The sequence below is a fragment of the Brevibacillus gelatini genome, assembly GCF_050920745.1.
In the GTDB taxonomy this organism is placed as follows: Bacteria; Bacillota; Bacilli; order Brevibacillales; family Brevibacillaceae; genus Brevibacillus; species Brevibacillus gelatini.
Genome location: NZ_CP154342.1, coordinates 401579 through 419066, shown reverse-complemented (window position 1 = coordinate 419066; position 17488 = coordinate 401579). Strand labels below are relative to the sequence as shown.

General features: G+C 53.5%; 19 protein-coding genes. 8 read left to right on the top strand and 11 right to left on the bottom strand.

The window, feature by feature from the left end:
• Together AAFJ72_RS02300 and AAFJ72_RS02295 are read left to right on the top strand one after the other, a co-directional pair.
• On the top strand, positions 1–1191 hold the full coding sequence (locus AAFJ72_RS02300; protein ID WP_122905413.1) for a DUF58 domain-containing protein: 1191 nt from the start codon (positions 1–3) through the stop codon (positions 1189–1191).
• Complete coding sequence (locus tag AAFJ72_RS02295; protein ID WP_432775916.1) at positions 1188–2522, top strand: DUF4129 domain-containing protein; 1335 nt, start codon at positions 1188–1190, stop codon at positions 2520–2522. The genes AAFJ72_RS02300 and AAFJ72_RS02295 overlap by 4 nt, the downstream gene beginning before the upstream one ends.
• A gap of 104 nt (positions 2523–2626) precedes the next feature.
• Here the strand turns inward: AAFJ72_RS02295 and AAFJ72_RS02290 are convergent, their stop codons facing one another.
• The 3 genes from AAFJ72_RS02290 to AAFJ72_RS02280 form a co-directional block, all read right to left on the bottom strand.
• Positions 2627–3655: an NADH:flavin oxidoreductase/NADH oxidase gene (locus AAFJ72_RS02290; protein WP_432775915.1), complete on the bottom strand. Its 1029-nt coding sequence runs from the start codon at positions 3653–3655 to the stop codon at positions 2627–2629.
• Positions 3656–4009: 354 nt separating this feature from the next.
• Positions 4010–5113, bottom strand: a complete 1104-nt coding sequence (locus tag AAFJ72_RS02285) for a citrate/2-methylcitrate synthase (RefSeq protein ID WP_432775914.1) — start codon at positions 5111–5113, stop codon at positions 4010–4012.
• Positions 5114–5235: 122 nt separating this feature from the next.
• Positions 5236–6156, bottom strand: coding sequence for a LysR family transcriptional regulator (locus AAFJ72_RS02280; protein WP_122905409.1), 921 nt, complete (start codon positions 6154–6156; stop codon positions 5236–5238).
• 292 nt (positions 6157–6448) lie between these two features.
• Between AAFJ72_RS02280 and AAFJ72_RS02275 the strand changes: the two genes are divergently transcribed.
• Positions 6449–8095, top strand: coding sequence for a hypothetical protein (locus tag AAFJ72_RS02275; RefSeq protein WP_432775913.1), 1647 nt, complete (start codon positions 6449–6451; stop codon positions 8093–8095).
• Between the two features lie 54 nt (positions 8096–8149).
• Here the strand turns inward: AAFJ72_RS02275 and AAFJ72_RS02270 are convergent, their stop codons facing one another.
• The 3 genes from AAFJ72_RS02270 to AAFJ72_RS02260 form a co-directional block, all read right to left on the bottom strand.
• Positions 8150–8584: a metal-dependent hydrolase gene (locus tag AAFJ72_RS02270; protein ID WP_432775912.1), complete on the bottom strand. Its 435-nt coding sequence runs from the start codon at positions 8582–8584 to the stop codon at positions 8150–8152.
• Positions 8585–8647: 63 nt separating this feature from the next.
• Positions 8648–9010, bottom strand: coding sequence for a cupin (locus AAFJ72_RS02265; protein WP_432775911.1), 363 nt, complete (start codon positions 9008–9010; stop codon positions 8648–8650).
• Between the two features lie 157 nt (positions 9011–9167).
• Complete coding sequence (locus tag AAFJ72_RS02260) at positions 9168–11000, bottom strand: ABC transporter substrate-binding protein (protein ID WP_432775910.1); 1833 nt, start codon at positions 10998–11000, stop codon at positions 9168–9170.
• 110 nt (positions 11001–11110) lie between these two features.
• Here AAFJ72_RS02260 and AAFJ72_RS02255 point away from each other — a divergent pair, with 110 nt between their 5' ends.
• A complete protein-coding gene (locus AAFJ72_RS02255; RefSeq protein ID WP_432775909.1) occupies positions 11111–12349 on the top strand; it encodes an MFS transporter in 1239 nt (412 codons plus the stop codon).
• Between the two features lie 97 nt (positions 12350–12446).
• On the opposite strand, the gene clpP is transcribed toward AAFJ72_RS02255, so the two are convergent.
• The 4 genes from clpP to AAFJ72_RS02235 all read right to left on the bottom strand — a co-directional run bounded on the left by clpP (position 12447) and on the right by AAFJ72_RS02235 (position 14841).
• On the bottom strand, positions 12447–13028 hold the full coding sequence (gene clpP / locus AAFJ72_RS02250) for an ATP-dependent Clp endopeptidase proteolytic subunit ClpP (RefSeq protein ID WP_122905405.1): 582 nt from the start codon (positions 13026–13028) through the stop codon (positions 12447–12449).
• Between the two features lie 43 nt (positions 13029–13071).
• Positions 13072–13329, bottom strand: a complete 258-nt coding sequence (locus AAFJ72_RS02245; RefSeq protein ID WP_432775908.1) for a hypothetical protein — start codon at positions 13327–13329, stop codon at positions 13072–13074.
• Positions 13326–13919 carry a winged helix-turn-helix domain-containing protein gene (locus tag AAFJ72_RS02240; RefSeq protein ID WP_432775907.1) on the bottom strand — a complete coding sequence of 198 codons (594 nt, stop codon included), beginning with the start codon at positions 13917–13919 and terminating at the stop codon, positions 13326–13328. The genes AAFJ72_RS02245 and AAFJ72_RS02240 overlap by 4 nt, the downstream gene beginning before the upstream one ends.
• A gap of 154 nt (positions 13920–14073) precedes the next feature.
• Positions 14074–14841: an MBL fold metallo-hydrolase gene (locus AAFJ72_RS02235; RefSeq protein WP_432775906.1), complete on the bottom strand. Its 768-nt coding sequence runs from the start codon at positions 14839–14841 to the stop codon at positions 14074–14076.
• Positions 14842–14964: 123 nt separating this feature from the next.
• Here AAFJ72_RS02235 and AAFJ72_RS02230 point away from each other — a divergent pair, with 123 nt between their 5' ends.
• The 3 genes from AAFJ72_RS02230 to AAFJ72_RS02220 all read left to right on the top strand — a co-directional run bounded on the left by AAFJ72_RS02230 (position 14965) and on the right by AAFJ72_RS02220 (position 15926).
• On the top strand, positions 14965–15378 hold the full coding sequence (locus AAFJ72_RS02230; RefSeq protein WP_432775905.1) for an Lrp/AsnC family transcriptional regulator: 414 nt from the start codon (positions 14965–14967) through the stop codon (positions 15376–15378).
• 98 nt (positions 15379–15476) lie between these two features.
• A complete protein-coding gene (locus tag AAFJ72_RS02225) occupies positions 15477–15764 on the top strand; it encodes a hypothetical protein (RefSeq protein ID WP_122903240.1) in 288 nt (95 codons plus the stop codon).
• A 27-nt stretch (positions 15765–15791) separates the two neighbouring features.
• Positions 15792–15926: a hypothetical protein gene (locus AAFJ72_RS02220; protein ID WP_281274192.1), complete on the top strand. Its 135-nt coding sequence runs from the start codon at positions 15792–15794 to the stop codon at positions 15924–15926.
• A gap of 88 nt (positions 15927–16014) precedes the next feature.
• Here the strand turns inward: AAFJ72_RS02220 and AAFJ72_RS02215 are convergent, their stop codons facing one another.
• Entirely contained in the window at positions 16015–16725 is a 711-nt protein-coding gene (locus AAFJ72_RS02215; RefSeq protein WP_432775904.1) for a hypothetical protein, read from the bottom strand.
• Between the two features lie 118 nt (positions 16726–16843).
• On the opposite strand from AAFJ72_RS02215, the gene AAFJ72_RS02210 reads away from it, so the two are divergent.
• Positions 16844–17065: a hypothetical protein gene (locus AAFJ72_RS02210; protein ID WP_432775903.1), complete on the top strand. Its 222-nt coding sequence runs from the start codon at positions 16844–16846 to the stop codon at positions 17063–17065.
• Positions 17066–17488 lie beyond the last annotated feature (423 nt).

The window sequence follows — 17488 nt, the reverse complement described above, 5'->3', positions numbered from 1 at the left end:
ATGGATACGAAGCAAACCTTTCATGTGATTGGCTTTCTCCTTCTGCTTTTCGCGCTGTTTTCCGGCAGTTGGTTTCTTTGGCTGCTTGGCGGTTTTTTCTTTTTCATGCCAGCCGCCCAAAAGTGGTGGGCCAGGTCGCTATCCAAATGGCTCAAGCTGGAGTGGACAAGCGACCAAACCCGCGTCATGCCTGGCACGCCTGTGACGATTACTGTCCGCCTGCACAATCGCTCCTGGCTGCCGTTGCCCTCTACATGGGTACGTTTTTCCTTGCCTGAGCACGTCACGGTCGACGGCGGCGACGAGGTAAACACAAGCAACCAGCGGACGGTAGTGCGGCTGCGCTTCGACTTGCCCATGCGCCGAAGCGCCACCCGAACCTTGACGCTTACCCCCCACAAACGCGGCACCGTCTGGCTGACGGAGATTCAATCGGAGACAATGCCGCTGTTCGCCGGGGAAGCCACTTCGTTGCCGTTGTCGCTGTCATTTTCCCTGCTCGTCTACCCGTTGCCGCTCCCGCTTCCTCCGCTGTCACTGGAAGAGACGCAGCCGAACGGAAGCAGGCTCTCGCGCCAACGGCAACAGGAGGATGTCACCTTTTTGCGGGGAACGCGGCCGTATATGCCGGGAGATCGGCTCAAGCATATTCATTGGAAAACGACTGCCAGGTCGGGCACGCTCGAAACAAGACTTTTCGAGCACACCGCCCATCCAAACTGGCGGATCGTCGGTCATATTTTGCCATCGTATGAACCGATGCAGCAGCGGCATAACGACGAGGTCAATGAACGGGTCATCTCCAGTCTTGCCGCGCTGTCCATGCTGTGCCGCAAAATGTCGATTGGCTACGAACTGCTTCTCACCGTCAGGCAGCGCGGTCGCGAGCATTTTCATATGCCTGCTGGCAGCGGCAAGACGCACCATCTGCACGTCATGACCCAGCTCGCGCAAATGCACCATTACGTGACCACACCGCTTGCCAGTCTACTTCGCCGTCTGGAGGAAAGTCCGGCAAAGGCAGCGATCATCCTCGTAACGGCGCGGCCAGAGGAATTGCCCCAGACGACTGTGGAGCGGCTGGTACGGCGTGGACACAGCATTGCCGTGCTCGACGTATCCGGGGAACAGGTGACGGTCAGGCAGTATGAACGGTCACATCTGGAAAAAAGGAGCGTGATCGCACGATGAGCTTTTCCCTCGTGGGCCGCTGGACGCTTACGTTTTGGCTGGAAACGCTGCTTGTTGGCGCATCGCTGATGATGCTTGGCTGGATGACGGCAGGTTTTGGTGCGCTGCTGTTCTTTTGCCTCGCCGGCTGTCTGCTCCTGATCGCGGGAAGCTGGCTGTATCACCACGGCGGCCGACATACCGTGCTGCATCTGCTGCTTTATCCGTTTGTGCTTGGCGTGGGGGTGCTTAGCTTTGTTCTGTACGGCTCGTGGCTGATCGCCCTCGCTCTGGCAGGCGTCTTTTTTTGGCGCATACAAGGAGCGGCGGCAAATGGCATCAGCCATGTCAGCCTGCTGCGGCGGTTCGTCCTGGCCTTCATGGTCTGCCTGCTCCAGCTTGTTGTCGCGGCTCTGTATGGAACAGCCGTTCATCCCGACACGTTTTCGCCTGCCCCTTACTTCGGCATGCTCGCCCTTGTTACCGGAAGCTACGTGCTGATCGCAATCGGAGCCTACCTGCTGCGGGAGGAAGCTCTCCCCATCCGCCTGCCTGCCCGCCTCCGTCTTCTGCTCGCAGGTCAGGTGCTAACAACCCGTCTGCTTTTGACGGTTGGCTATGTGGCGGCTGCCTCTGCCCTGCTCGGTATTTTGGCCCTGCTCTGGTCCTGGGTGAAGGGACCGCTTGGCACCGGGCTTTACATGCTGATCGAGCCTGTCCTGCAGAAGCTGACAGAGTGGATTTCCGGGCTTTCGCAAGTATTGGACAAAGACCAGCGTGTTCATCATGCATTAAACAACGATGGGCAAGGCGGCAATCTTCCCCTGGACCCTGTCAGCCAGGGCGAGCCGCTCTTTTCCTTGCTGGAGCCTTATCTGATTGGGCTTGCCGTCGTCGTATCGCTGTTTCTGTTGGGCAGGTACATGTGGAAAAGGCGCAATCGTCAAGGGCAGGCGGAGCAAAAAGCAGCAGCCCCCGCGATGGATCTGGCCCCGCTGCCTCCCTCTACTGAGGGCGAAGCGGCGGCCGAATGGGATGTCTCCAAATGGTTCCAAAAACCGTTTGGCCCAACGGATGACGCAACCCGCTACGCCTACTTCCGTTTTTTGCAGACGATGGACAAGCAAGGGGTCACGATTCACCCGCATGAGACGACACAAGAGTTTTTGCAGCGGCTGCAAAAGCATCCTGCACTGACAGCGGTACAGCTGGAGCTGGCAGGCAAAATCACTGCCTTCTACGAGCAGTATCGTTACCTGGAGCGTCCCTTGTCGCAGCAGGAGCTTGCGGAGATGCAGCAGGCTGTGCAAGCGCTGGTGGCCTATGGGCAGACAAGCGATCCAGGTGGATAAAACTCCCTATTATTATGTAAACTTTTACACAAAAAAGGGGCTTCCCCCATGTCCGCCATAGCGCGGCATGGAAGGTTGCCCCTCCTACTTACCAAAAAATGCAATTAGAATGCACGCACATACTGCTTCGGCGGTTGGACTTCGTCCGCCGACAGCTCTTGGATCGCATGCAGGGCCCAGTAAGGATCGCGCAGCATGCCGCGTCCTACTGCGACCAGATCGGTGTCGCCGTTGCCAAGCGACGCTTCCGCCAGCTTCGGATCGTCGAGGTTCCCTACCGCGATGACGGGAACGTTCAGTGCCTGCTTGATCGCCCGTGCATACGGAAGCTGATAGCCAGGATGGATTCCCGGACGTCCGCCGGAGCCGATTGGGCCCTCTCCGCCACTCGACAGATGGAAAATGTCCACGCCTGCTTCCTTGTACCTGCGGCACAGCTCGGTGCTGTAGTCCAGCCCGTAACCGCCATCCACGTATTCCACGGCAGAGATGCGCATGATGAGCGGCATGTCTTCTGGAATCACTTCCTTGATGGCGGAAATGATTTCCACGCCAAACAGAGCTTTGTCGCGTCCGTACTCATCTTCCCGCACGTTTGTCAATGGGGAGTGGAACTGGTGGATCAGGTAGCCGTGTGCGCCGTGAATCTCGATTGTGTCCATGCCTGCTTCCACCGCGCGTCTTGCCGCTTCCTTAAACTTGACGACCATCGCTTTGACTTCTTCTGTTGTCAGAGCCCGCGGGGTTTTGTAGCGGGAGCCTGGAAAAGCAATTGCAGATGCGGATACGGGAACTTCCGCGTCTTCCGCTTTGCGGCCAGCGTGCCCGATTTGGATGCCGATTTTCGCGCCGTACTTGTGGACTTCTGAGACGATGCGCTTGTACGCCGGAATCTGCTCGTCGGACCACAGCCCAAGGTCGTAGTTGGAAATGCGGCCGTCCGGCTCTACGTCTGTCATCTCAACGATGATGAGGCCTGTGCCTCCTACTGCGCGGGACACGTAATGAACGAAGTGCCAGTCTGTCGGCGTACCGTCCTGCGCTTCCACGGAGTACTGGCACATTGGCGGCATGACTACACGATTTTTCAGGGTCAATCCTTTGAACTGAAACGGGGTAGACAACAAAGCCATTTGTTCCACTCCTTACTTTTTTTCATTATCATGCCAAAAGTTAGCATGGTCTGCAAGCTTTGGCTGCACTTTGGGGATTGGCTTGTGGGCGGCTGAAAAAGGTTAGCAGGTTTTGCTTTGTCTGTGTCTTTGTTGGGACGTGGGATTAGACGAGATTGATGGAGTTCGGCGGTAGGATCTGTTTTAAAATGCCCGTTTATCGGAGCTTTTGGTGAGGCGAGGAAAGCTCGGAACACAAGCCCTGCCTGGTCTGCCACAGCTCCCAGTTTGCCCCACACTTCTTTCAGCAGCAAAAAAGCCACCCGCCCTAACGGATAGCTTTCCTCCAAAACCAAAGACAAGACGCCTTCTCTATTATTCCGGCATGGTGCCGATGTAATTCGATTGTGGACGGATGATCCGGTTTTTCGCTGCCTGTTCCATAATATGAGCGGTCCAGCCAACCGCGCGGCTGACGGCGAATGTCGGTGTGAACAGGTTGTCGTCCAGCCCTACTGCGCGCATGACGGCTGCGGCGAAGAACTCTACGTTTGTATTGAGCTTGCGGCCTGGCTTGTATTCTTCCAGCAGTTGCAGGCCGACCTTTTCCACGTGTGTCGCCAGATCAAACCACGGGTCGTTGGCCGAAAGCTCGGAAGCGACGACGCGCAAGGCCGTTGCCCGCGGGTCGACTGTCTTGTAGACGCGGTGTCCGAAGCCCATCAGGCGGCCGCCGTTTTCCAGCCTGTTGCGCAGCCACGGCTCGGCGTTTTCCTTCGTGCCGATTGCTTCGATCATCTCGGTCACTTCGGATGGAGCGCCGCCGTGCAGAGGGCCTTTCAAGGTACCGATGGCTGCCGTAATGGCGGAGATCAGGTCAGACTCTGTAGAACTGACGACGCGTCCTGCAAAGGTAGAAGCATTCATGCCGTGCTCCTGCGTCAAAATCAGATAAGCATCGAGCGCGCGCGCATGGGCAGGATTCGGCTTTTCGCCTTTTAGCATGTACAGGTAGTTTGCCGTGTGATCCAGCTCCGGATTCGGATCGAGCGGCTCACGGCCTTCCAGACAGGCGAAGCGGTACGCGACAATCGTCGGCATTTTCGCCACAAGGGAAATAACCTCATCCATCGTCGGCGGGAAGCCGTGGGAAGAGCTGCCCAAAGCGGAAACACCGGTACGCAGCACGCTCATCATATCGACATCGGCCGGAATCAGCTTCAGGATGCTTTTTACATGCTCCGGCAATTCGCGGTTTGCTTTGAGCTTGTTCTTCAATTCGGCAAGTTCCTGCTCGCTTGGCAAATGTCCGAACCAGAGCAGGTGCGCAACTTCTTCAAATGTGTGATGAATTGCGAGATCGCGTGCCCAATGCCCGCGGTATACAAGCAATCCGTTTATGCCATCGACCAGACTCAGGTCTGTTTCTGCTACCGCGATTCCCTCCAGACCGATAGCCAAAGGATGGTGTTTTGCCATGATCGCCACTCCTTTTTGATCCTTTTTCTTTCAGTATATCGGGAACCACTTTGAAAGATAAATAGAATTAAAAATCAATATTAATCACATTTCGTAATCGTTCGTTATAACCTCAGCCCAGGCTATGGCGCTCCTTTGCTACCCGGCATTACTTGCGGCATCGGCGGATACAGCGCCTGCAAAATCTCCATGAAGTGCTTCGCAGGCTCGCTGATGCCGGCTTTGGGCACGAGCAGGTAGGAGGCGACCTTTGGCAAAACGAGTCCGGGCGTCGGCAGCTCGATAAAGCGATTTTCGAACAAATCCCGACTCACAGCCGAACGCGGCAAAAATGAGACGCCAAGCCCGTCTTCGATGAAGCGTTTGGTAATGTCCACCTGCGAGACAGCCATCGTGCGCAAGGCCAGTCCCCTCTGGCGCAAAAGCAAAAGCAGATCGTCCCAGTAGCCCGGGTGATTGTGCGTCAGCAAACGGTTGGACTGCACCTCCTGCTCCCAATCGGGCAGCGGCGCGTCCATGTCTCCGCCGTTGTGCGGGACCGCAAATACAACCGGATCTTCGTACAGCATGTACGTGTCCAGTTGCAGCTCCCCGGGCACCATCCGGGTCAGTCCCAGGTCTGCCTGGCCACTCTGCACGAGCGGGCCAATATCGACCGAGTCGGCAATTTTGATCGAGATGTCCACATCAGGGTACAGCTTGGTAAAACGATGGAGCAAATGAGAGAAGCGGGCACGGGCAATGATCGGCGAGACAGCCACCTGGAGCTTTGCCCGGTATCCTTGGCGCCACGCCTGCAAATCCTCCATGCTGTGATGCCACTGTTCCAAAAGCCCTTTTGCATGCGGCAGGTAGCGCTTGCCTGCTTCCGTCAGCCGAACCCGTTTGCCGACCCGTTCAAACAGCTTGATCCCCAGCTCCTTTTCCAATTGCCGGATATGTTGGCTGACAGTGGGCTGGGCAATAAACAACGCCTCAGCGGTCTGGTGAAAATTTTCAGTCGTAGCCGCCACCAGAAACGTTTGCAGCACGCGAAAGTCCACGCGATTCTCCTCCTATCCATCCCTTGTCTCTTTCGCACAAAAAGCAGCTTGTACTATCCATTTTCGTCGATTCACGCGGGAAAAGAAAGAAATCATCTGACAAATCGGCCTCAGCGAGAAAATAGTTAACAGACCCCCTGTATTTTTGGGTCTTTCTTCCTCATTTTTGCAATATTTTACTGGAAATCACTTTCAAACCTCCTCCTTATGGTACAATACGAAATTGAGTGCGAAAAACCATTTGCCATTCGCACCATAAAAAGAGAGAGAGAGTCAAAAAGGGGAGGAACTCATGGAAACCACAACAAGCGTGAACCCGCCACGTAAAAGCTTGAAAAAACCGCTATTGATTGCCGGAGCGGCTGCAGTCGTTATTTTGGGCGGGCTCGGAACGGCCTACGCCAAATTCGACTTGTTCAAAAGCCCAAAAACCATTTATCTGCAATCCGAGGCAGAGAGCATGCTGAAGTTCTCATCTGACATCTCCAAGGCTTATGGGGAATACGAGGACTACATGAAGCCTTATCTGGAAAAACCTGTACACTCCACAACGGAGCTGTCTGACATTACAGTAGATACCGCACTCACAGACCCGCAAGCCCAGAAGGTGCTCGAACTGTTGAAGAGTGCAAAAATCGTCGTGCAAAGCAACATCGACGAGCAAAAAAATCAGCAGCAAGGCAATCTCGAAGTCCATCTCAAGGACAAAAAGCTGGCTACCATGGAATTTTTCCTGAACGATACACAGCTCGGTTTTCGTTTGCCTGAATTTTACTCCAAGTATGGCTATATGGACCTGAAAGACCGCGATCTGTTCAAAGAAAAGTTTGGCCAAGAGCTGCCGAAGCGCTTCCTGACGTATCGCGACCTGATGAAGGCCGTTCAAATCAGCCAGGATGAAGTGAAAAGCGTCCTGACACCTTACGCGCTGATTTACGCAGATTCGATTCAGGACAGCCAGGTGACTCTGAACAAGGGCGCGTCCTTCTCCGAGGAAGGCTTCCAGGAAAGCGCACGTGAAATCACCGTAACCTTTACGCATGAAGAAGCGAAAGCCCTCGCAACGAAGCTCGCCGAAAAAGCAAAGGCGGACGAGAAGCTGTTTGACTTGATCTACACCCGCTACCACAACGTTGCGACATTGCTGGCGGACAGCGGCTATAAAGTAGAAGAAATCTCCAAGGAAGAATTCAAGAAAAACTACGAACAAAGCTTCGACAACCTGTTGAAAGAAATCAACGACTCCGCCACAGACAGCAAGGAGCAACTGAAAATGGTCGTGCTCGTGGACGGCGATCACCAAATCCTGTCGCGCAAGCTGATGTTTACCGGAAATGACAACAAGCAAGAGCAACCGTTCTTCAGCAGCATCACTTACCAAAAAGGCGCAGACAGCCTCTATCGCTACGCCCTGCACAATCCGGAGGACCCGGCAGACGGCGAAGTGTCCTACGCGTTCAAGGCGACCGAGCAAAACGGCAAAACAAACGGCAAGCTGAGCCTGTTGGTAAAAGACAACGAACAGCCTACTTTGGATCTGACTTCCACAATTGAATCTGTGAAGGAAGGCCAAAAAGTAAGCGGCAAGTACGATTTCGCCCTGGTCATGGCGGATAAATACAAACAGCCAATGGCTCTGAACGGAAACATCACCTTTTCCGAAACGAAAACAGATAACGGCCGCGACTCTGATAGCAGCGTGAAAATCAACTTCGACAATCCGCTCCCTGACATGCCAAAAGGATTCAGCCTGAAGCTGAAATCCAAGCAAGAATTCGGAAAAGCGCTGGAGATTCCGGCAATGACTGCGGACAATTCCGTCAACCTCGCAAACCTCACAGAGGAGCAAATGATGGAAATCCAGCAGGAAGCAGGAACCGCCGCCCAAAAATTCATGATGGAAAACGCCGAACTGGTGCAGCAATTCATGCAGCCGTAAGCATCGCACCTATGATAAGCAAAGACCCCTGTTCCAACGTAGGGGTCTTTTTCTTTACCAATATCCCGTGTAGACGATATATCCAATCGCCACGTAAAAAACGAGCCAGTCGACCGTGCGATAGAGCGTCTTCGGCAACGGCAGGCCGATCCACCCCGTCCGCAGCGGCCAAAAAAGCTGAATCCGCCCCACCAGCATATCGCTTGCCAGATGCGACAGCAATCCACAGAAAGCAGCCCAGCCCGCTGGCGTATCGCCCCAAAAAAAGGCAGGCAGCAGCAGGATGACCCAGGAATGAGTGATTGTCCGGTGGCCCAGTCCTCTTTGCAGCATTTTCGAAAAGGGGCCGAAAAGATGCCCCAGCTTGCTTCGTGCCTGATCGAGATCCGGCACCAGCGCCATCGTCGCTCCAATCACGCTGCCCTCCCAGGATGGGTACGCCCAGTAGCCCGCGATTGCGCCCAGAAGCATGTGTGTCTTCCACGTCATTTGCTGTTTTACCCCGACTTTCCAAGATGTTCTCGTTCGCTTTTGCCCAGTGGGTGTGAAGAGTTATGCTTCCAAGAGCGGCATGAAACTATGCGGATCAAGCCGCTCGCCTTCGATGACGATCGCCGTCATGCCGGACTCGGTTCCGGATTCGTGCCCTTCTCCCGTCTCCCAAAAAGCCGCCTGTCCCGCCAGAATCGGAATGCGCTGGTCATCCTCTCCCCTCACCCAGCCTTCTCCGCTGACCACGAGAAAAAGCTGCGGGCAAACAGCCGGATGATAGCCCACCACTCCGCCAGCCTGCAGATGAATGCAGCCGATAGACACTGACTCGTCTGTGCGCACGATACTGGAAAACACAGCGCTGACAGAATCAAAACGTTCGATCTCCTTGCCTGCCTGTCTGTCGAACCGAAAACGTTTCATAGCCTCTCCCCCATATTTTGTCATCGAAACCCTATCTTAGCGCAATTGCCGCCTCGCGGACAGTCTCGGATTTCCCTCCGCTTTGTGTTATAATCGAAGCAGGAGGAACTGGCCAATACACCTCCTCTTTTTTATGCCCGCGCGCATGGGTGCTCCCTCAATCAGCGCTTGCAGCATGCTCCTGTTTGAACCAGATGTCTTTGTAGTTGGCCTGTCCGAGCGCATTTAACGAAACACCGGCAAGCGCCGAGTTGTAGACCGAATGCTGCCGCGTATGGTACAGGTACAAGAGAGCCGATTGCTGCCCGAGCAAGAGCTCGATCGCGCGCAGCCTCCTTTGCTGGCACTCCCCGGACTGCTCCATCATCAACTGATCCAGCTCGCGGTCGATTTGCTCGCGCAAGGCCGGACTCCACAGTTGGCGCACAAAGCTGTGATCCGAACGGAAAAACTCAATCATGCCCAAAATCCACTGTTCATCAAAAACTTCCCCCGCCAAAACGAGATCGGCTTGCCGCAACACGTCCGGCTTTTTCAACTCTTCGACGGGCACGACCGTTACCTCGACAACCACGCCGCACTCCGCCAAATGCCGCTGTACCCACTCTGCGTTGTTTTCGTTTCCCGCTCCCGCGTACGTATACAGTTTCAGACACTCTCCACAGTAACCGCTCTGCATGACAACGGCCCGTTTTTCCGCACTGCTCCCCTCGGCTACCGCAGAATCCAATCCGGCGACTTCAGGAAAAAAACTGAAAGCACGCCCGTAGCGGTTCCACCCCAGCTCTGCAATCATTTGCCTGCGCGAAATAATGCGATCAAGCGCCTGGCGGAAAGCGGGAATCTGCTGCGGTCCTTGTCGATTCAGGTTAAAGGCGAGATAAGCTGCTCCCCGCTCCACCTGCTTTAGCTCCTGCCACCTGCCCAGCGGCTTCGGCATGTTCCACGCTGTCTGGAAGTGCACCTCTTTGGCTGCGGCAAAAAACTCCTCGCTGCGCTTGTCGAATGGCGGCACCACCCAGATTTCCACCCGGTCCAGATGAGCCCTCCCGAGAAAATAAGTCGGAAATGCCTCCAACACAAACATCTGCTCATCATTTGTCACGAGGCGAAAAGGCCCGCTCCCGACGGGCAAACGGCTGTACGCTTCCCCTTTTTGCTGCACCACGTCCCAAGGAACAATGGACAGCCGATCCGAGGCCAAATAGGCAGGCAGCAAACGGTTTGGCCGTCGCAGCTCGATTTGCAGGACGGTGTCCCGCAGCGCAGTCATTCGCACGACATCCTGCATCATCCACCGATACGGCGATTTCGTCTGTGGATCAGCTACCCGCTGCAGCGTCCAGATCACATCATGAGCCGTAAGCTCGCGCCCGTGATGAAACAACACCCCTTTTCGCAGATAAAAGGTCCAGCTCGTCCCGTCCTCATTCGTCTCCCAGTAATGGGCCACGTGCGGCTTGTACGTGTTTTGCTTCTCGTCGTACCGAATGAGCGTATCGAAAATTTGCCTGACCATGTGCGATTCGGTCCGTCTGTTGACAAACGCCGGGTCGAGAAAAGGGATCGTCCGGTAAAAGGACATGCGCAACGTATCCAGCGTGCGCTGTTCCACCGTCTGACTGCGAAAGCCAAACTGACCGGAAAGCCAGTTGAAAAAGCGTTCCCGTCCGCTTGCAGAGAGCGGGGATTCATGGAGAAGCTGCATGGCCCGTTCCAGATCACCGCGCCGGATATGCGCCTTGGCGAGCGGAACGACGATCTGCTCCACACTGCGCACAAAGACGAGCCGCGATCCTCGCCCGCGCCCCCGGCCCGGCAGCCACTCAATCCAGCCTTGCTCCAAAAACTGCTTCAAAATTTTTTTGACATTGCGAACCGTACAGCAAAAAATCTCAGCCAGTTCGCTCAACGTAATCTCCAGCGCCTCGCCCTCCGGCCTGTCGGAAAAATGCTGGCGCAAGCGCAAGTAATGATAAACAATCTGCATCGTCCACTCACTCTTTTCGTTAAAAGGGGAACTCTCTTTTCTATCACTCTACCCTTTTTCTTCCCCTTTTTCCAACTACAATGGAGTACAAAAAGGAGGGGTTGATTTCCATGCTGGTCAACCAAACAAAAACGCTGGCCGATGCAAAAGTGCCCCAACGCGCCTCGATCTGGCGCAATCGGCCGTTTCTTATCCTGTTTTTCAGTTCCACTTTGCTTGCTTGTGGCAGCAAAGTGTACGAACTCGCCTTGCCGCTTATTTTGTACGACATGACGCAGTCACCTGTGACGATGACGACAATGAAAAGCATCGAGTTTTTGCCTAATCTGCTGCTCGCCATGTTCATTGGCGTATGGGTCGACCGCTTTTCCAAAAAGCGCTGGTCACAATGGATGGTGTTCGGGCAAATGGTGCTACTCTTTTTGCTGTACGGCTTGTCAGCGGCGGGACAAGCCCAGGTCGTTCACTACTACGTAGCCGGATTTTTTCTCATGGCCATGCACTACGGCTTCCACAACGCCCGGGTCAGCATGCTCAAGCAGGTTGTCCCTACTCCGCTGCTCACTTCGGCAAATGCCCACTTTTCCTTCATGAGCACGTTCATCGAGATCATGGGGCCTGCGCTTACCGGCTTTATCCTGCTGCTCGCCAGCCTGCACGCGGGTCTTTTGATTACTGGTATTGCTTATTTGCTGGCTCTTGTGGCCATCTCCTTTCTGGAAAAGGCCGATGCTCCCCCGGTCCAGAAGGCAGGCTTCTGGCAGGATCTGAAAACCGGGTGGATCGAGCTTTTTCGCAATCAGGCGCTGTGGCGGATCAGCTTGCTCGTCATTTTTCTCAACGCGACTTCCGGCATGTATGACGCGATGATTATTTTTTTCGCCAAAGACCATTTGCGGCTGGACACGTCTACGCTCGGGCTGGTGCTATCCGCAGCCGGGATCGGCGGCCTTGTTGGCAGTTCGCTGGTCGCTTCCCTGCGGCGGCGCTTTCCGATTGGGCAGTTGATGGGCACGACGATTTTGTTGCTCGGCTTCTCCTACCTGCTCATGGTTTTTGCCAGCAGTACGTGGCTGCTCTGTCTGTCGCTGTTTCTCACCGGGCTTTTTTCTACCATTAATAGCGTTTGTATCTGGACGTTTCGCCAGGAGACTACCCCTGCCCATCTGATCGGGCGGATCAGCGGCATTACCGGCTCCATTTTCAAGCTGGGCATCGTCTTTTCCATCTACGGCTCCGGCTTCATGACGGTATCGTTCGGCCCGTGGGCAGTATTTCTCGCCGCTGCCGTCGGCAATGGGCTGATATTTTTGCTCTACCGCAAGCTGTCCTTGTGGCGGCTGGCGTGATCGCAGCGATCCTCCTGCTTTTGCTTTTTCCTAAAAAGAAAGAGCACCCGCGGAGCCGTCCGTGGATGCTTGGTATGCCTGTGATCTTTTCGTTTCGTTACAGCTTTTGGATGACTTTGTCGATCAAGCCGTAGTCAAGCGCTTCGGCTGCCGACATGAAGTAGTCGCGGTCGGCGTCTTGTTCGATCTTCTCGACTGGCTTGCCCGTGCGCTCTGAAATGATCGAGTAGAGCATGCTGCGGTGTCTGAGGATTCGTTCTGCGGCGATCTTGATGTCGCTCGCCTGCCCTTGGCTGCCGCCCCACGGCTGATGAATCATGATTTCCGCGTTTGGCAGGGCGTAGCGTTTGCCTGGCGCTCCTGCCACCAGCAGCATCGCTCCCATGGAGGCCGCCATTCCCGTGCAAATCGTGGATACGTCCGGGGCGACGAATTGCATCGTGTCGATGATCGCCATTCCCGCTGTCACAGAGCCGCCGGGCGAGTTGATGTACAGATGAATATCTTTTTTCGGGTCTTCCGCCGCCAGGAACAGCAACTGGGCTACAACCGCATTCGCAACCTGGTCATCAATGGCGCTGCCCACAAAAATGATGCGGTCTTTCAGCAAGCGGGAGTAAATATCGTACGAACGCTCTCCATAACTCGTCTGCTCCACCACTACCGGAATCAGATTCATGCAAAACCCTCCCTTTTATTTGTTCGTGGACAAAATGGATGGATTACGCGGCCAGCCTCATGCTGCTGGCCTGCGGTGCAGCCGCTTTGCTTTTGCCAAACCCGGAGGAGACTTGCGTGACGACAGCCGGGTTGTCAGCCGGTCCCACTGTCCAGGAGGTAACAGTGGCTTCACCGTCCACTGCGCCACTGCTGCCGTCTCTTGCAGGAAGCGCAATGACATTGCCCCGCCTGGCTTCGGTCCGCTTTTCCCACACGACGACTGGCCTTTGTTGGCCTGCTGCTGTGACTTCCGTCTTCATGACTGCTCGCCTCCTTCTTTTGGATACACCGCGAGAATGACCTGATACGTTTCCTGTCCCTGCGCTTTCGTCTGATACTTTTTGACCAACTGATTCACCAGTTGCACGTATTCCTCGACAAAAGCGCTCCGCTCTTCCTCACTGGCGAGGCGAATGGTGGTATCGAGTGTGGCGCTCGGAATTTCTTTTTCCTGATCCGAACGCTCCAGCAAGAGCAGGGCATCGCGCTTGATCCGCTCAGCCGTATGGATCAGATGCGACAAGGCGCCCTGGTCCTTCATCTGCTGTACCGTTTCGTTCGCCCAGTTCAGCCCTTCCGAGAGCACGTAGGTTCGGGCGATTGCCAAATACAGCACCTCGACCAGATTGCGAACCTGCCGGCTTCCCACCCGCCTGACCAGCCCGACTTTTTCCAAAGCCTTCAGATGATAATTGACGCGCTGCGGAATCTCATTGATTGCACGCGCCACTTCCGCCGCAGAAGCAGGCTCCGCCAGTCGGCTCAAAATCTCCGCCCTGAGCGGATTCAACAGCGCCATCGCCTGCTCCGGCGTCTCGACGACATACGTTTCCAGTTGTTCGTGGGCCACAACAACACCTCATGACATTAAACATTTACGTAAAAACAGTTTATTACGTGAGATTCAATTTGTCAAATGCTGGGCAAGCCCGAAAAATGGCGGCATGAAAAAAAGCAGCCTCCCGTGAGCGAAGCTGCTGTATCTGTCTTTTTCCGCCGGAATATTACCGGGGAGCCGGATAGGTGATTTTCTCTCCATCTGCAGGCACCCGCGCACGGTCCTGCAGCTTTCGTTCCGCCAAAAACGCATGTAACTCGGCGCGTGACAACAGGCAGTGATTCCACGTCTCCATGTGGGCAACGAAAAGGTGGCTGTCCGGCGATGCGGCGGCGACAAGAGCGATGTCCTCCCCCGTCATGGTGATCGGGTCGCCCGTCAAAAACCGGGCTGCTCCGGCAAACACAACAATCACGTCTGGAGCAAACCGCCGGATGGCTTCCTCCACTTCGGCACACCATACCGTATCCCCGGCCACGTACAGCGTCGGCTCGCCAGGCGCCTGCAACACAAAGCCGGACACTGGCCCCATCCGTTCCCCGATCTCGCCTGTCCCGTGCCTTCCGCCTGTGCGGTAGAGGCGAACCCCTTGCCACTCCTGCTCGCTTTCAATCGCGGTTACATGGGAAAAGCCGTGCTGGTGCAGCATGTCCCTATCCGGGAGCTGGCAAAAGACAGGCAGGTCGGCGGGCAACAAGCGGAGCGCCTTTTCGTCCAGATGATCTCTGTGCGTATGCGTCACCAAAACCACCTCCACGCCATCCAGCACTTCTTCCGCGGAAAAAGGCAGCTCTACCAGCGGATTCGCCCGCTGATTCGGCGTATTCGGCACAGCAGACAGCTCACCCGCCGCGCTGAACATCGGGTCGATCAAAAACGTGCGGCCGCTGTAGGTCACTTTGAGCGTAGCATGTCGAACAAGTTGGATTTGCATGTCTTCTCTGTCCTCCAATCGCAGTCGTATAATAGGTGTGAACTTGCTTTTATTGTAAAAGGCGCGCGCATGTAGCCGCGAAACGAATCAAACGCCTCACTTTCACCGCGAAAGGAGATTTTCATGCTCGACCCAACCGACCATGCCATTCTGGCTTTGCTGCGTCAAAACAGCCGTCTTTTGTGGAAAGACATCGGCGAACAGGTCCATCTGAGCGGGCAAGCCGTCGGCAACCGGATCAGAAAACTGGAAGAACAAGGCGTCATTATCAGATACACGACCATCGTCGACGAGGCCAAGCTGGCCCCTTCGCTCACCGCGCTGGTCACTGTATTCATGAAAACCACCGACCATTCGCGCTTTGCCCGCTTCGTCGCAAGCCGCAGCGAAGTAATCGAAGCCCATCGCATCAGCGGAGAAGGCTGCTACGTGCTGAAAATCAACGTCGCGGACCACACCGCCTTAAACCGTTTTTTGGACGATCTCCTGCCCTTTGGCAACTACCGCGTCAATCTGTCAATCGGCCAACTCAAATAGGGCAGCGATTCCGACCGGAAGCAATCTCCCTTCTTTTCCGTCTTGCCCGATCATGTGAACAGGGATAAAATGATGGGTACGAAAGGAGGGAAATCGCCATGGAAGATATGCTGTTGCTGTTTTCACTGGAGGATTTCTTTGCCTTGCTCGCCCTGTTTGTGGGCTGCTTTACGTCTGCTTTTTGTCTCAGACGCCGGCATCGCCCGCAAATACAGGCGTTTCGTTGGAATTCTGGTGACACCTATCGACCTTCGATCAATCCTGGCCTGGTTGAGACGTATCCGATGACAGCAAGGCAATCGTTGCGCCTTCGCCTGATCCGGCGTTCGCAGCACACGAGTGGCGACAAGGATTCGTACCGCTCCCTTTTGGATTTGGCTGTTTGACCCAAAATCCAAAAGGAGGTAGATCGCATGATCGCCAAGTACATCGGAGAAGCTTTGTTGTTTGTGGTAGGCTTGCCGCTTTTTGCTTACCAGACCGGGGAGAGCCTGCATGCTTTGGCAGAGGCTTTCGCGCAGATGTCTGATTTTGTTAACTGGAAATAAGGGGGCTTTTTAAGGCGAGATAGAAATAGCCTGGCTGTCTGTTTCTGATGACAGTCAGGCTTTTTGTTTTTAAAGTGGCAAGTGATTTTTAGTTAAGTTTGTAACGGAGTCCCATATCAATGGCTTTGCGGGCATAATATTCCCATTGTTTGCTTCCGGTGTAAGAAACGTCAAATCCTGCTGACTTTAGCGCGGATACACTGAAAGCCCCTGTTGCACTCGCAGAATTCGTGCTTGTGTAAACAATTGTTGCACTTGCACTCAGTTCAATTTCTTGGGTTGGGAATTTGTCAGAAGTTGAAATCCCGACAATCTCTTTATCTTCCAACTTAGCCGAGTTCGAATTTGTAATTTTCATATTCTTGCTCTCAATTGAATTAATTTGTCTAAAAGATCCAGAAGAGTAGACTTTCAATTTCGCGGATAACTCCGTATTTACAGGCCCATCTTTTTTATCTTTTTTCACTGTCACGGTAGTATAGTTTCCAGTGGCCATTGCTCTAATTCCTTTACCATTACCTTTCCCCGACACAGCAGGTACAACTTCTTCGATTATCTCCGAATATGTAGCTGTAATTTCACCAGTTTGTTTGTCAATCAATTCTACTGTTGCAGAATCTTCCGTCTCAGTACGAACCATTTCAAGGTCAGGGGTCAATTGAATCTCAACAGAAGTTAACTTAAGTTGCACCTCTTGAACACTTTCCTTTGATTGAGCAATAGATAGCCCAGAAGCCGAAAAAATTAAGGCTCCGCAAAGTAAACTCGCAAAGATCGACTTCACATTTAGAAGTTTCACAGAACAGCACCTCTATTTATTTGGTTTTTTTACAAAATTATGGTATAATGCAAAAATTGCAACGTCAATTCCTTTTTTAGTAAAGTTTGTAAAAATTCCAAAAGGGTGTGTTTTGTTTATGGAAAAACTGGACTTAACGGAATTGCATCAGTATTTTAATGATCTCTCCTTAAGTATTCGCGAAACAGGCGACAAGACTAGCAGTTCTTTACTTGCCGTTCAAGGAGAACTAGGTTCCCTTAATGCGACTCTACACACAACCAATTACTTACTTATTGGAATATTGATTATGAATGCTATTTTGCTTTTTCTAGTTTTATTTAAAAACAATAGGAAATAACCTCCCCAAGCCTTCAAATAAGTCGGTGACGAGTTATTAAAGACCTCATGCCAGTTTTGGGGACTTTTTCTGTTGCTTAAATTCACAACTAACCATGATTTGTATTGACTCACCTTCTGTCCTCACCATTGCAAGGTGAAGGGCAGTCTTTTTTCGGCTTCGGTAGCAGACTCGTTCTATCATGCCACGCTCCTCACAAACAGCAAAGCTCATGAGCTATTTAGAGACCATAAAGTTTCTTTCATATTAAGATCTTAATTTTTTAATAAAGTACTTTGAGATCCATTTTTTTGTGATAATCAAACTATCGTTGTCCATCCTTTTGTTCAAAATCAACCTGGTATTTTTTTCAAATAAACCAGGGTAACTCCTGCTGGTAATGCATAATGTTGCTTTACTTTCCGCAAGCGCTATGCTAAAATA